The sequence below is a fragment of the Sphingobium sp. CCH11-B1 genome, from assembly GCF_001556865.1.
Taxonomy (GTDB): Bacteria; Pseudomonadota; Alphaproteobacteria; order Sphingomonadales; family Sphingomonadaceae; genus Sphingobium.
The window spans coordinates 16,475-28,218 of sequence record NZ_LSJY01000187.1; the positions used below are offsets into that span (position 1 = coordinate 16,475).

22 protein-coding genes are annotated in these 11,744 nt (G+C 63.6%); all 22 read right to left on the reverse strand.

Annotation, left to right across the window (positions count from 1 at the left end; genetic code table 11):
• Positions 1-144: 144 nt before the first annotated feature.
• Positions 145-678: a 50S ribosomal protein L15 gene (rplO, locus tag AX724_RS18980; protein WP_066769595.1), complete on the reverse strand. Its 534-nt coding sequence runs from the start codon at positions 676-678 to the stop codon at positions 145-147.
• 157 nt (positions 679-835) lie between these two features.
• Positions 836-1,012, reverse strand: a complete 177-nt coding sequence (gene rpmD, locus AX724_RS18985) for a 50S ribosomal protein L30 (protein ID WP_066769602.1) — start codon at positions 1,010-1,012, stop codon at positions 836-838.
• Between the two features lie 6 nt (positions 1,013-1,018).
• Positions 1,019-1,747 carry a 30S ribosomal protein S5 gene (gene rpsE, locus AX724_RS18990; RefSeq protein WP_066769605.1) on the reverse strand — a complete coding sequence of 243 codons (729 nt, stop codon included), beginning with the start codon at positions 1,745-1,747 and terminating at the stop codon, positions 1,019-1,021.
• A gap of 2 nt (positions 1,748-1,749) precedes the next feature.
• On the reverse strand, positions 1,750-2,103 hold the full coding sequence (rplR, locus tag AX724_RS18995; protein ID WP_066769608.1) for a 50S ribosomal protein L18: 354 nt from the start codon (positions 2,101-2,103) through the stop codon (positions 1,750-1,752).
• A gap of 1 nt (position 2,104) precedes the next feature.
• Positions 2,105-2,638, reverse strand: a complete 534-nt coding sequence (gene rplF, locus AX724_RS19000) for a 50S ribosomal protein L6 (protein WP_066769611.1) — start codon at positions 2,636-2,638, stop codon at positions 2,105-2,107.
• Entirely contained in the window at positions 2,638-3,033 is a 396-nt protein-coding gene (rpsH, locus tag AX724_RS19005; protein WP_066700943.1) for a 30S ribosomal protein S8, read from the reverse strand. The genes rplF and rpsH overlap by 1 nt, the downstream gene beginning before the upstream one ends.
• 12 nt (positions 3,034-3,045) lie before the next feature.
• On the reverse strand, positions 3,046-3,351 hold the full coding sequence (rpsN, locus tag AX724_RS19010) for a 30S ribosomal protein S14 (protein WP_009820643.1): 306 nt from the start codon (positions 3,349-3,351) through the stop codon (positions 3,046-3,048).
• A gap of 51 nt (positions 3,352-3,402) precedes the next feature.
• Positions 3,403-3,975 (reverse strand): 50S ribosomal protein L5, encoded by a 573-nt coding sequence (gene rplE, locus AX724_RS19015; protein WP_066769614.1) that lies wholly within the window; start codon positions 3,973-3,975, stop codon positions 3,403-3,405.
• Complete coding sequence (gene rplX, locus AX724_RS19020; RefSeq protein WP_066769617.1) at positions 3,975-4,286, reverse strand: 50S ribosomal protein L24; 312 nt, start codon at positions 4,284-4,286, stop codon at positions 3,975-3,977. Before rplX ends, rplE begins: the two co-directional genes overlap by 1 nt.
• Positions 4,286-4,654 carry a 50S ribosomal protein L14 gene (gene rplN, locus AX724_RS19025; RefSeq protein ID WP_066769620.1) on the reverse strand — a complete coding sequence of 123 codons (369 nt, stop codon included), beginning with the start codon at positions 4,652-4,654 and terminating at the stop codon, positions 4,286-4,288. Before rplN ends, rplX begins: the two co-directional genes overlap by 1 nt.
• Positions 4,655-4,846: 192 nt before the next feature.
• Positions 4,847-5,110: a 30S ribosomal protein S17 gene (gene rpsQ / locus AX724_RS19030; protein ID WP_066700947.1), complete on the reverse strand. Its 264-nt coding sequence runs from the start codon at positions 5,108-5,110 to the stop codon at positions 4,847-4,849.
• 15 nt (positions 5,111-5,125) lie between these two features.
• Complete coding sequence (gene rpmC, locus AX724_RS19035; RefSeq protein ID WP_013847759.1) at positions 5,126-5,329, reverse strand: 50S ribosomal protein L29; 204 nt, start codon at positions 5,327-5,329, stop codon at positions 5,126-5,128.
• Positions 5,330-5,332: 3 nt separating this feature from the next.
• On the reverse strand, positions 5,333-5,764 hold the full coding sequence (gene rplP, locus AX724_RS19040) for a 50S ribosomal protein L16 (RefSeq protein ID WP_066769627.1): 432 nt from the start codon (positions 5,762-5,764) through the stop codon (positions 5,333-5,335).
• A gap of 20 nt (positions 5,765-5,784) precedes the next feature.
• Positions 5,785-6,480 (reverse strand): 30S ribosomal protein S3, encoded by a 696-nt coding sequence (gene rpsC / locus AX724_RS19045; protein WP_066769631.1) that lies wholly within the window; start codon positions 6,478-6,480, stop codon positions 5,785-5,787.
• Positions 6,481-6,484: 4 nt separating this feature from the next.
• Positions 6,485-6,871: a 50S ribosomal protein L22 gene (gene rplV, locus AX724_RS19050; RefSeq protein ID WP_066769635.1), complete on the reverse strand. Its 387-nt coding sequence runs from the start codon at positions 6,869-6,871 to the stop codon at positions 6,485-6,487.
• The gene (rpsS, locus tag AX724_RS19055; RefSeq protein ID WP_007686576.1) at positions 6,871-7,149 is read right to left on the reverse strand and encodes a 30S ribosomal protein S19; all 279 of its coding nucleotides are present in this window, start codon (positions 7,147-7,149) and stop codon (positions 6,871-6,873) included. Before rpsS ends, rplV begins: the two co-directional genes overlap by 1 nt.
• A gap of 5 nt (positions 7,150-7,154) precedes the next feature.
• The gene (gene rplB / locus AX724_RS19060; protein WP_066700952.1) at positions 7,155-7,991 is read right to left on the reverse strand and encodes a 50S ribosomal protein L2; all 837 of its coding nucleotides are present in this window, start codon (positions 7,989-7,991) and stop codon (positions 7,155-7,157) included.
• Positions 7,992-7,993: 2 nt separating this feature from the next.
• Positions 7,994-8,311 (reverse strand): 50S ribosomal protein L23, encoded by a 318-nt coding sequence (locus AX724_RS19065; protein ID WP_066769640.1) that lies wholly within the window; start codon positions 8,309-8,311, stop codon positions 7,994-7,996.
• Positions 8,304-8,927 (reverse strand): 50S ribosomal protein L4, encoded by a 624-nt coding sequence (gene rplD, locus AX724_RS19070; protein ID WP_066769642.1) that lies wholly within the window; start codon positions 8,925-8,927, stop codon positions 8,304-8,306. The genes AX724_RS19065 and rplD overlap by 8 nt, the downstream gene beginning before the upstream one ends.
• A gap of 3 nt (positions 8,928-8,930) precedes the next feature.
• Complete coding sequence (gene rplC / locus AX724_RS19075; RefSeq protein WP_066769644.1) at positions 8,931-9,686, reverse strand: 50S ribosomal protein L3; 756 nt, start codon at positions 9,684-9,686, stop codon at positions 8,931-8,933.
• A gap of 276 nt (positions 9,687-9,962) precedes the next feature.
• The gene (gene rpsJ, locus AX724_RS19080; protein WP_007686587.1) at positions 9,963-10,271 is read right to left on the reverse strand and encodes a 30S ribosomal protein S10; all 309 of its coding nucleotides are present in this window, start codon (positions 10,269-10,271) and stop codon (positions 9,963-9,965) included.
• A 204-nt stretch (positions 10,272-10,475) separates the two neighbouring features.
• The gene (gene tuf, locus AX724_RS19085) at positions 10,476-11,666 is read right to left on the reverse strand and encodes an elongation factor Tu (RefSeq protein WP_066769646.1); all 1,191 of its coding nucleotides are present in this window, start codon (positions 11,664-11,666) and stop codon (positions 10,476-10,478) included.
• Positions 11,667-11,744: the final 78 nt, after the last annotated feature.

Genomic DNA, 11,744 nt, shown 5'->3' on the forward strand with positions numbered 1-11,744 from the left:
TCGCTCATCCCCTTAGCGGGACGAATTGGCCATGTCGAACGGGAGTTGTCACATAAGCGACAAACGACACCCCCTTAACGCACATGACCCCGCCGACCTATATCGGGCAGCGGGGTCGATGTTACAAGCGTTCGGCGAGGCGGATCAGCCCTGCTTGGCGGCCTTCTTGGCAGCGAGCGTGCTGCCCTTCTTTGCCTTCGCCTTTTCGGCGGCGGAGACGACTTCGATCACCTCGACCTTGCCGCCGGACTTTTCCACCGCCTCGATCGCGCCCTTCGACGCGCCGGCGACCAGCAGGTTGATCTTGGCGGTCAGCTCGCCCTTGCCGAGCAGGCGCACGCCGTCCTTGCCACCACGGGCGAGGGCTGCGGCCTTGAGCGCTGCATGGTCGATGGTGGCGTTGGCGTCCAGCTTGCCGGCGTCGATCGCCTTCTGCACCGCGCCCAGGTTCACGATCGCGTAATCCTTGGCGAAGATGTTGTTGAAGCCGCGCTTAGGCAGACGCATGTGGAGCGGCATCTGGCCGCCTTCGAAGCCGTTGATGCTGACGCCCGAACGCGCCTTCGCACCCTTCTGGCCGCGACCGGCGGTCTTGCCCTTGCCCGAGCCGATACCACGGCCGACGCGCATCCGGCCCTTGCGGGCACCGGCATTATCGTTGAGTTCGTTGAGCTTCATGTCGTGCACTCGCTTTCGCTATGTTCGCGCTAAGGCCCGATCCACCGGGATCGGGCCGGAGCCCCAGCGCATGCCGGGGCCTCGTGGGGCCAGGCATATCCCGTGAGGGGATGCGCCCAGCGGCCTGAGATCCCAGCTTGCGCTGGGATGACGGTCGTCAGTCGACCACTTCCACCATGTGGGGCAGCTTCTTGATGGCACCGCGGACTTCCGCCGTGTCTTCCAGCTCCACCACGCGGTGCATCTTGCCAAGGCCCAGGCCGATCAGAATCTTCTTCTGGTCTGCGGGGCGGCGGATCGGCGAACCGATCTGCTTGATCTTGATCTTCGCCATGTCGTCTTACTCCGCAATCGCTTCGGCGTCGGCCTGCGCGACTTCGGCCGAGGCGCCACCGCGACGCAGAAGGTCGGCGACCTTCTTGCCACGGCGCTGCGCCACCGACTTGGGGCTGGTCTGTTCGCCCAGCGCCTCGAAAGTCGCACGGATCATGTTGTAGGGGTTCGACGTGCCGTTCGACTTGGTCACGACGTCCGCGACGCCGAGGCTTTCGAACACGGCGCGCATCGGACCGCCAGCGATGATGCCGGTACCGGCCGGGGCCGAACGCACCGTGACCTTGCCAGCGCCGAAATGGCCCTTGCCGTCATGGTGCAGGGTGCGGCCTTCCTTCAGCGGAACGCGGACCATGGCCTTCTTGGCCGAAGCGGTCGCCTTGCTGATCGCTTCGGGCACTTCGCGCGCCTTGCCATGGCCGAAGCCGGCACGACCCTTGCCGTCGCCCACGACGACCAGAGCCGCGAAACCGAAGCGCTTGCCGCCCTTCACCGTCTTCGAGACACGGTTGATGTGGACCAGCTTTTCGATCAGCTCCTCGCCCTGCTCCTCGTCACGGTTGCCGCCGCGGCGATCGTCGCGACGGCCACGGCCACCGCGCTCGCCACGATTGCGGTCACCGCCGCCGCGATTGCCACGACCACGGCCGGGACCACGGTTTTCCGTCGGCTGTTCGCCGCCTTCGACGGCAGCGGGAGCGCCCGCCTGCGCCTGGATTTCGTTTTCGTCAGCCATAATCAGAACTCCAGCCCGCCTTCGCGGGCGGCATCGGCCAGCGCCTTGACGCGGCCATGGAACAGGAAGCCACCGCGGTCGAACACGACCTTGGTGACGCCGGCGGCGGTCGCCGCGGCGGCGACCCGCTTGCCGACATCGGCAGCGGCATCGGCGGTGGCGCCGGTCTTGCCGCGCACATCCTTGTCCAGGGTCGAGGCGGCGGCGACGGTGGTACCGGCGACGTCGTCAATGACCTGGGCGTAGATGTGACGGCCCGAACGGTGGACGCTGAGGCGCGGCTTGTGGCCGGCGACCGCCTTGAGCGCGGTGCGGACGCGGCGACGACGCCGCGCGAAGAGGGAAAGCTTTGCCATCTTACTTCTTCTTCCCTTCCTTGCGGAAGATGAACTCGCCGTCATACTTGATGCCCTTGCCCTTATAGGGTTCGGGCTTGCGCCAGCGACGGATTTCGGCGGCGACCTGGCCGACCTTCTGCTTGTCGATGCCCGTGATTTCCACCGTGGTGTTGTCCGGGGTCTTGATCTCGATGCCTTCCGGAACCGCGAAGTCGACATCGTGCGAATAGCCGAGCTGCAGCTTCAGGGTCTTGCCCTGGGCGTTGGCGCGGTAGCCGACACCGGTGATGAGCAGCTTCTTCGAGAAGCCCTCGGTCACGCCGGTGATCAGGTTCTGGATCAGCGTGCGCTGCATGCCCCAGAAAGCGCGGGCGCGCTTCGTGTCGTTGGCAGGCTGCACGGCGATCTTGCCGTCTTCGACGCTGTAGGTCACTTCATCGGCCAGCGGCATGGCGAGGGTGCCCTTGGGCCCCTTCACCGACAGCTGCCCGTCAGCGATGGATGCGGTCACGCCCGAAGGCACGGTGACCGGCTTCTTACCGGTGCGGCTCATCAGAACACCTCCGCCAGCACTTCGCCACCGACATTCTGCTCGCGCGCTTCGGCGTCCGACAGAACGCCCTTGGGCGTCGAGACAATGGTAATGCCAAGGCCGTTGCGGATCACCGGAAGTTCCTTGGAACCCGAATAGACGCGGCGGCCGGGCTTCGACACGCGGGCGACATGCTTGATCGCCGGCTGGCCCTCGAAATATTTCAGCTCGATGCGAAGGCCGGCATGCTTGCCGAGGGCTTCCTCGGAATAGCCGCGGATATAGCCTTCGCGCTGGAGCACGTCGAGCACGCGGGCGCGCAGCTTGGACGCGGGGGAAACCACACTGTCCTTCTTCGCCTGCTGCCCGTTGCGGATGCGGGTGAGCATATCACCCAGGGGATCGGTCAATGCCATCTCAAATGATCCTTACCAGCTCGACTTGGTGACGCCGGGGATCAGGCCCTTGTTGGCCAGATCACGCAGCTGCACGCGGCAGAGACGGAATTTGCGGTAATAAGCGCGGGGACGCCCGGTCAGCTCGCAGCGGTTCCGAATGCGGGTCGGGTTGCCGTTGCGGGGGATCTCCGCCATCTTCAGACGCGCGATCAGACGATCGCTGTCGTCGGCCGCGGTATCATTCGCGATCGCCTTGAGCTTCGCATAGCGGCCGGCATATTTCTTCACCAGCTTCTTGCGGCGCTCGTTCTTGTTGATCGAACTCAGTTTCGCCATGACTTAAGTTCTCTTCCTTAGCTTAGCGTTTGGGAGAGAAGCGGGGCCTCTTCAGGCCGCCTGCTTCTCTTCGATCGGGAAGGGGAAGCCGAAGAGGCGCAGCAGTTCGCGCGCTTCATCGTCCGTCTTCGCCGTGGTGGTCACGATGATGTCCATGCCGCGCACCTTGTCGATGCGGTCATAGTTGATCTCGGGGAAGATGATCTGCTCCTTGATGCCGAAGGCATAGTTGCCACGGCCATCGAAGCTCTTCGGGTTGAGACCACGGAAGTCGCGCACGCGGGGGAGCGCGATGTTGATCAGGCGATCCAGGAACTCGTACATGCGCTCGCGGCGCAGCGTCACCTTGGCGCCGATCGGCATGCCTTCGCGCAGCTTGAACTGTGCGATCGACTTGCGGGCCTTGGTGATGACCGGCTTCTGGCCGGCGATCAGTTCCATTTCCTCGGCGGCCGAGGTCACCTTCTTCTTGTCCTGGGTCGCTTCGCCCACGCCCATGTTGAGCGTGATCTTTTCGATCCTGGGGACTTCCATGACGTTCTTGTAACCGAACTTCTCGGTCATCGCCTTGGCGATTTCGGCGTCATAGAGCGCCTTGGAGCGCGGGATATATTTGTCGGCCATTACAGCACCTCACCGGACTTGACGGCGACGCGGACCTTCTTGCCGTCGCGATCCTCGAAACGGACGCGGGTCGGCTTGCCGTCCTTGTCGGCCACGGCCACGTTCGAAATGTGGAGCGGCGCCGGCTTGCGGTCGATGCCACCCTGCGGGTTCGACTGATCGGGCTTGCGGTGGCGCGCATGGATGTTGATGCCCTCGACGAGCACCTTGTCATCCTTGGGCATCACCTGAAGGACGGAACCGGTACGGCCCTTGTCCTTGCCGGCCAGGACGACGACCTTGTCGCCCTTCTTGATCTTGGCAGCGCTCATTACAGCACCTCGGGAGCAAGGCTGATGATCTTCATGTGCTGCTTTGCGCGCAGCTCACGAACCACCGGGCCAAAGATACGGGTGCCGATCGGCTCCTGGTTCTTGTTGATCAGCACGGCGGCGTTGCCGTCGAAGCGGATCACCGAACCGTCGGGACGGCGGATGTCCTTGGCGGTGCGGACGATGACGGCGCGATGCACGTCACCCTTCTTCACCTTGCCGCGGGGCGCGGCTTCCTTGATCGAGACGACGATAATGTCGCCCACGCCGGCGAAGCGGCGCTTCGACCCGCCCAGCACCTTGATGCACTGGACGCGCTTGGCGCCGCTGTTGTCAGCGACGTCAAGATTGGATTGCATCTGGATCATAGATCCGGTTCCTTCTCATTTGGCCTACCGGGACAATTCCCGGCGGTTCCGAATTTCATGCGCTCGACCCGGTGAATCGAAATGCGCGAAGCGCGGGCCTGTACCTTCTCCGAAGGGAAAAGGCCAGCCCGCGTCCGAACTTTTTCGATCCCGCAGGATCAGTGACTGGTCACAAGACCGAAAGGCTTGCCCTTAGTGGGAGACTTCCGGCGACTTGTGCGTGTCCACGCGCTCGATGACCTTCCAGGTCTTGAGCTTGGAAATCGGGGCGGTTTCCTCGATGCGGACCGTCTCGCCTTCCTTGTAGACATTGCCCTCGTCATGGGCGTGATACTTTTTCGACAGGCGGATGATCTTGCCGTAGAGCGCATGCTTAACCTTGCGCTCCACGCGAACCACCACCGTCTTGTCGGTCTTGTCGGAAACCACCGTTCCCGTCAGCACGCGCTTGGGCATCGTGTGATTTCCTTCTTACTTCGCAGCCGAGCGCGAACGCTCGGACTGAAGGGTCTTGATCTGCGCGATCGACCGGCGAACTTCACGCACCCGGCTGGGCTTTTCCAGCTGGTTGGTGGCCGCCTGGAAACGCAGGTTGAACTGCTCGCGCTTCAGGTTGTTGAGTTCGGTCGACAGTTCGTCGTCCGTCTTGGTCTTGAGGTCTGCGACGTTCGCCACGGCTTAACCCTCCAGGTGCGAGGTGTCGCCGAGGCGGGCAACGACCTTCGTCTTGATGGGCAGCTTCATCGCGGCGCGCGAGAAGGCCTCTGCTGCGAGCGGACCGGGCACGCCGTCCAGTTCGAACAGGATGCGGCCGGGCTTCACGCGGGCCGCCCAATATTCGACCGAACCCTTGCCCTTGCCCTGACGGACTTCGGCAGGCTTCTTGGAAACCGGCACGTCGGGGAACACCCGGATCCACAACCGGCCCTGACGGCGGATGTGACGCGTGATGGCGCGGCGGGCCGCCTCGATCTGGCGGGCGGTGACGCGCTCGGGTTCCAGGGCCTTCAGGCCATAAGAGCCGAAGTTCAAGGCCGAACCGCCCTTGGCGTCGCCCTTGATCTTGCCCTTGAAGGCCTTGCGGAACTTCATTTTCTTCGGTTGCAGCATGACGCTTGTACCTTCTTATCTCAGCGCGCCGGGCGCACGCCGGAGGTCTGAGCCTCCAGCATCAGCCGGTCGGTGGCCATCGGATCGTGACCAAGGATTTCGCCCTTGAAGATCCAGACCTTGATGCCGCACACGCCATAGGCGGTGTGGGCTTCGGCTTCGGCGTAGTCGACGTTCGCACGCAGCGTGTGCAGCGGAACGCGGCCTTCACGATACCATTCGACGCGCGCGATCTCCGCGCCGCCCAGACGGCCGCCGCAGGTGATCTTGATGCCTTCGGCGCCCAGACGCAGGGCCGACTGCACCGCGCGCTTCATGGCGCGGCGGAATGCAACGCGGCGTTCCAGCTGGTCGGCGATGCCCTGAGCCACGAGCTTGGAGTCGATTTCCGGCTTGCGGATTTCGACGATGTTCAGGCTGACGTCCGAAGAGGTCAGGCTGCCCAGCTTCTTGCGCAGCTTTTCGATGTCCGCGCCCTTCTTGCCGATGATGACACCGGGGCGGGCGGCGTAGATCGACACGCGGCACAGCTTGGCCGGGCGTTCGATCACGACCTTCGAGATCGCGGCCTGCGGCAGGTTCTTCATGATATACTGGCGGATCTTGAGATCCTCCAGCAGAAGCCGGCCATAGTCCTGGCCTTCCGCGAACCAGCGGCTGTCCCAGGTGCGGTTGATCTGCAGGCGCAGACCGATGGGGTTGCTCTTGTGACCCATATTCTTACGCCTCCGCGTCTTCGCCAGCTTCACGCACGACAATGCGCACGCGGCTGAAGGGCTTGAGGATCCGGGTCGACTTGCCGCGGCCGCGGGCGTGGAAGCGCTTCATGGTGAAGCTCTTGCCCACCGATGCTTCCGCAACGACCAGTGCGTCGACGTCCAGATTGTGGTTGTTTTCCGCATTGGCGATGGCCGAAGCCAGCACCTTGCGCACATCGACCGCCATCGCCTTCTTCGAGAAGGCGAGGATGTTCAGCGCGTCCTCGACCTTGCGACCGCGGATGAGCGTGGCGACCAGGTTCAGCTTCTGGGCCGAACCGCGGATCTGCGTGCCGACGGCGAGCGCTTCATTGTCGGCGACGCGACGGGGAGCCTTTTCCTTGCTCATTAGCGCTTGCCCTTCTTGTCGGCCGCGTGGCCGGGGAAGTAGCGGGTCGGGGCGAATTCGCCCAGCTTGTGACCCACCATATCCTCGTTCACCGAAACCGGCACATGCTTGCGGCCGTTATAGACGTTGAACGTCAGGCCGACGAACTGCGGCAGGATGGTGGAACGGCGCGACCAGGTCTTGATCGGACCCGAACGGCCACCGGCGTCCTGCGCCACTTCCGCCTTCTTCAGAAGGCTGAGGTCCACGAACGGACCTTTCCAGACGGAACGAGCCATCTCGCTTACCTCTTCTTCTTCGCGTGGCGGCTACGGATGATGAACTTGTCCGTCGCCTTGTTGTGGCGGGTGCGCGCACCCTTGGTCGGCTTGCCCCAGGGCGTGACCGGATGACGGCCGCCCGAGGTCCGGCCTTCACCACCACCATGCGGGTGATCGACCGGGTTCTTCGCCACGCCGCGCGTCAGCGGGCGCTTGCCCAGCCAGCGATTGCGGCCGGCCTTGGCGAGATTGGTGTTGGCGTTGTCGGGGTTCGACACGGCGCCGATGGTGCCCATGCAGTCCGAACGGATGTAGCGCTGCTCGCCCGATGACAGGCGGACCATCACCATGCCGCGATCGCGACCGACGAGCTGGGCGTAGGTGCCCGCCGAACGGCAGAGCTGACCGCCCTTGCCCGGCTTCATCTCGATATTGTGGATGATGGTGCCGACCGGCATCTGGCCCAGTTCCATCGCGTTGCCGGGCTTCACGTCGGTCTTCTTGCCCGCGATCACCTTGTCGCCCGGCGCAAGGCGCTGGGGAGCCAGGATATAGGCCTGGGTGCCGTCGGGATAGTTGACCAGCGCGATGAAGGCGGTGCGGTTGGGGTCATATTCCAGACGCTCGACCGTGCCTTCCACGTCCCACAGGCGACGCTTGAAGTCGATGATGCGGTAGCGCTGCTTGTGACCGCCGGCGATGCCGCGCGAGGTCACATGGCCCTTGTTGTTGCGGCCGCCAGTCTTGCGCTTGCCCTCGGTCAGCGCCTTGACAGGCTTGCCCTTGTGCAGGCTCGACTTGTCGACGAGGATCAGGCCGCGCTGGGCGGGGCTGGTCGGGTTGTAGCTCTTAAGCGCCATGATCAGCGCACTCCTTCGGTGATGTCGATCGACTGGCCGTCAGCCAGGCGAACGATCGCCTTCTTCACGTCGCTGCGCTTGTAGGGCTTGCCCTTCCAGCGCTTCGTCTTGCCCTTGGCGACCAGCGTGTTCACGCTTTTGACGGTCACGCCCCAGATGGCTTCGATCGCGGCCTTGATCTCCGGCTTGGACGCGTCGTTCGCGACCTTGAAGACCACGGCGTTGTTTTCGGAGAGAAGCGTCGACTTCTCGGTGATGACCGGCGCGACAACGACGTCATAATGACGGTTGTCCACGGTCGCGGCTTCCTTTTTAGCCATTGAAACGCGCCTCCAGCTTTTCGACCGCGGCGCGCGTCAGCACCAGCGAATCCGCCTTAAGGATGTCGTAGACGTTGGCGCCGACGGCCGGCAGCAGGTCCACGCCGACGATGTTCGCCGAAGCCTTCGCGAAGCTGACATTCACCGCGTCGCCGTCGATGAACAGCGCCTTGTTGAGGTTCAGCTTGGCGAGGTGCGCGACCAGAGCCTTGGTCTTGCCTTCCGCCACGTCGAGATTGTCGAGGACGATCAGCGAACCGTCCTTGGCCTTCGCCGACAGCGCCATCTTGAGACCCAGCGCACGCACCTTCTTGTTGAGGTCGTGGCCGAACTCGCGGGCGCGGGCGCCGTGCGCCTTACCGCCGCCGATGAAGATCGGGGCCTTGCGATCGCCGTGACGAGCGGTGCCGCCGCCCTTCTGGCGACCGAATTTCTTGCCGGTGCGGGCAACGTCCGAACGCTCACGGGTGGCGCGGGCGGGAGCCCGGCGCTTTTCCAGCTGCCAGGTGACGACGCGGTGCAGGATGTCGGTGCGGGGCTCGACGCCGAACACGGCATCGTTCAGCTCCAGCTCACCGGCGGCTGCGGCGTCGAGGGTCTGTACATTGACCTTCATGGTTTAGCCCTCCTGGCCTTCGGTCGCTTCGGGAGCGGCTGCTTCTTCAGCAGGCGTTTCGGCCGGAGCATTGTTGCTGTTGGCAGCCTGCTTCAGGCTGGCCGGATACGGCACGTCGGCCGGGCGCTTGACCTTGACCGCGTCGCAGACGGTCAGCCAGGTGCCCTTGGCACCCGGAACGCTGCCCTTGACGAACAGCAGGCCGCGCTCGACGTCGGTGCGCACGATTTCCAGATTCTGCTGGGTACGCTCGCGGTCGCCCATGTGGCCCGCCATCTTCTTGTTCTTGAAGACGCGACCCGGATCCTGGCGGTTACCGGTCGAACCGTGGGCACGGTGGCTGATCGACACGCCGTGCGTGGCGCGCATGCCCCCGAAGCCCCAGCGCTTCATGGCACCGGCGAAACCCTTACCCTGAGTGTGACCGGCAACGTCGACCAGCTGGCCGGCGATGAAGTGATCGGCCGCGATCTCGGCGCCGACATCGAGGAGCGCATCCTCGGCGACGCGGAATTCAACCAGACGCGCCTTCGGCTCCACTTCCGCCTTGGCGAAGTGGCCGCGCTGCGGCTTGGCGACATTCTTGACCTTCGCGGCACCCGCGCCGAGCTGAACCGCGACATAGCCGTCACGATCGCTTTCCTTGCGGGCCACGACCTGATTGCCCTCAAGGGCCAGAACCGTAACCGGTATATGACGTCCGTCCTCCTGGAACAGACGGGTCATCCCGACTTTCTTAGCGATCACGCCTGTGCGCATCACTGATTACTCCCATAGAGGCCCGCCGTAGCAGCGGGCGTATCCAACGAAAAAACCGCTCGGAATCTCTCCCGCGCGGTCCAACCCAAATAATGCGATCACCCCGTCAGGGTTGGATGCCGACCCCTCTCGGGGAAGGCGACGGGGGACCTTGCGACCATGGACTTTCCGGTTCACCGGATGGTCCATGCGGTATCCCTAGTGTCGTTTGAGCTCACGCCTCGGCGCGATACCCGATACCCTGCCCTCCTTGCGGGTGGCAGGGACTTGTCGGCGTCAGGCCAACTTGATTTCCACGTTCACGCCGGCAGCCAGATCCAGCTTCATCAGCGCGTCGACCGTCTGCGGCGTCGGCTGCACAATGTCAAGCATGCGCTTGTAGGTGCGGACCTCGAACTGCTCGCGCGACTTCTTGTCGATGTGCGGGCCACGGTTGACCGTGAACTTTTCGATGCGCGTCGGAAGAGGAATCGGACCGCGAATGAGGGCGCCGGTGCGGCGGGCGGTGTCGGCGATGTCGCCGGTCGCCTGATCGAGCACGCGATGATCGAACGCCTTGAGGCGAATGCGGATATTGCTGTCCATTGTTCCTGTACCGATGCGAAAGAGCCAAAAACCTGGAACATTTTCTAAATCAGCCGGAGCAGCCGATGATTTATGAAAATGCTCCAACAAAAAATATCCGCCCCGTTTGCCCTTCTAGCTCGTCAGAGCCGGAGAAAGGCGATCCGGGGCGGCAGAAATACCGAGCGGCGCGAATCAGGCGATCCGCGCCGCTGCGGTCCTATATTACTTCGAGATCGTGCCGACAACCCCTGCACCGACGGTGCGGCCGCCTTCGCGAATGGCGAAGCGCAGACCCGAGTCCATGGCGATCGGAGCGATCAGCTTGACGCCGAGCTTCACATTGTCGCCGGGCATGACCATCTCGGTGCCTTCGGGGAGAACGACTTCGCCGGTCACGTCCGTGGTGCGGAAGTAGAACTGCGGACGATAGTTCGCGAAGAACGGGGTGTGACGGCCGCCTTCTTCCTTCGACAGGACGTACACTTCCGCGTCGAATTCCGTGTGCGGGGTGATGGTGCCGGGCTTGGCCAGAACCTGACCACGCTCGACTTCTTCACGCTTCGTGCCACGCACCAGCGCACCGATATTGTCGCCCGCGCGACCTTCGTCGAGCAGCTTGCGGAACATTTCCACGCCGGTGACGGTGGTCTTGGCGGTGTTCTTCAGGCCGACGATCTCGACTTCTTCACCAACCTTGATGATGCCGGTTTCGACACGGCCGGTGACGACGGTGCCGCGACCCGAGATCGAGAACACGTCTTCGATCGGCATCAGGAAGGGCTTGTCGACCGGACGCTCGGGCTGCGGGATGAATTCGTCCACGGCCGACATCAGCTTCAGAACGGCCTGCTTGCCGATCTCGTCGTTCGAACCGTCCAGCGCCTTCACGGCCGAACCGGCGATGACGGGGATGTTGTCGCCGTCGAAGTCGTACGAGCTCAGCAGCTCGCGGATTTCCAGCTCGACCAGCTCGAGGATTTCGGCGTCGTCGACCAGATCGACCTTGTTCATGAACACGACGAGCTGCGGCACGCCGACCTGACGGGCGAGCAGGATGTGCTCACGGGTCTGCGGCATCGGGCCGTCGGTGGCCGAAACGACCAGGATCGCGCCGTCCATCTGGGCGGCACCGGTGATCATGTTCTTGACGTAGTCGGCGTGGCCCGGGCAGTCGACGTGCGCATAGTGACGCGCTTCGGTCTCATACTCGACGTGCGCGGTCGAAATGGTGATGCCGCGCTCGCGCTCTTCGGGCGCCTTGTCGATGTTGGCATAGTCGACGAAGGTCGCGCCGCCGGTTTCGGCCAGCACCTTGGTGATCGCCGCGGTCAGCGAGGTCTTGCCATGGTCGACGTGACCGATGGTGCCGATGTTGCAGTGCGGCTTGGTCCGCTCAAACTTAGCCTTAGCCATTTTTTCCTACCTTCTAATCAAATCCGTGTGGTTTGACCGCTCGGCCGCGCCTTGCGAAGGCGCGTCCATAGCAGCAAA

Bases quoted from the DNA above. Each gene is read 5' to 3' on its own strand.
- rplO (WP_066769595.1), bottom strand. From the start codon at position 678: ATGAAGCTCAACGAACTCAACGATAATGCCGGTGCCCGCAAGGGCCGG.
- rpmD (WP_066769602.1), bottom strand. From the start codon at position 1,012: ATGGCGAAGATCAAGATCAAGCAGATCGGTTCGCCGATCCGCCGCCCC.
- rpsE (WP_066769605.1), bottom strand. From the start codon at position 1,747: ATGGCTGACGAAAACGAAATCCAGGCGCAGGCGGGCGCTCCCGCTGCC.
- rplR (WP_066769608.1), bottom strand. From the start codon at position 2,103: ATGGCAAAGCTTTCCCTCTTCGCGCGGCGTCGTCGCCGCGTCCGCACC.
- rplF (WP_066769611.1), bottom strand. From the start codon at position 2,638: ATGAGCCGCACCGGTAAGAAGCCGGTCACCGTGCCTTCGGGCGTGACC.
- rpsH (WP_066700943.1), bottom strand. From the start codon at position 3,033: ATGGCATTGACCGATCCCCTGGGTGATATGCTCACCCGCATCCGCAAC.
- rpsN (WP_009820643.1), bottom strand. From the start codon at position 3,351: ATGGCGAAACTGAGTTCGATCAACAAGAACGAGCGCCGCAAGAAGCTG.
- rplE (WP_066769614.1), bottom strand. From the start codon at position 3,975: ATGGCCGACAAATATATCCCGCGCTCCAAGGCGCTCTATGACGCCGAA.
- rplX (WP_066769617.1), bottom strand. From the start codon at position 4,286: ATGAGCGCTGCCAAGATCAAGAAGGGCGACAAGGTCGTCGTCCTGGCC.
- rplN (WP_066769620.1), bottom strand. From the start codon at position 4,654: ATGATCCAGATGCAATCCAATCTTGACGTCGCTGACAACAGCGGCGCC.
- rpsQ (WP_066700947.1), bottom strand. From the start codon at position 5,110: ATGCCCAAGCGCGTGCTGACGGGAACGGTGGTTTCCGACAAGACCGAC.
- rplP (WP_066769627.1), bottom strand. From the start codon at position 5,764: ATGCTGCAACCGAAGAAAATGAAGTTCCGCAAGGCCTTCAAGGGCAAG.
- rpsC (WP_066769631.1), bottom strand. From the start codon at position 6,480: ATGGGTCACAAGAGCAACCCCATCGGTCTGCGCCTGCAGATCAACCGC.
- rplV (WP_066769635.1), bottom strand. From the start codon at position 6,871: ATGAGCAAGGAAAAGGCTCCCCGTCGCGTCGCCGACAATGAAGCGCTC.
- rpsS (WP_007686576.1), bottom strand. From the start codon at position 7,149: ATGGCTCGTTCCGTCTGGAAAGGTCCGTTCGTGGACCTCAGCCTTCTG.
- rplB (WP_066700952.1), bottom strand. From the start codon at position 7,991: ATGGCGCTTAAGAGCTACAACCCGACCAGCCCCGCCCAGCGCGGCCTG.
- AX724_RS19065 (WP_066769640.1), bottom strand. From the start codon at position 8,311: ATGGCTAAAAAGGAAGCCGCGACCGTGGACAACCGTCATTATGACGTC.
- rplD (WP_066769642.1), bottom strand. From the start codon at position 8,927: ATGAAGGTCAATGTACAGACCCTCGACGCCGCAGCCGCCGGTGAGCTG.
- rplC (WP_066769644.1), bottom strand. From the start codon at position 9,686: ATGCGCACAGGCGTGATCGCTAAGAAAGTCGGGATGACCCGTCTGTTC.
- rpsJ (WP_007686587.1), bottom strand. From the start codon at position 10,271: ATGGACAGCAATATCCGCATTCGCCTCAAGGCGTTCGATCATCGCGTG.
- tuf (WP_066769646.1), bottom strand. From the start codon at position 11,666: ATGGCTAAGGCTAAGTTTGAGCGGACCAAGCCGCACTGCAACATCGGC.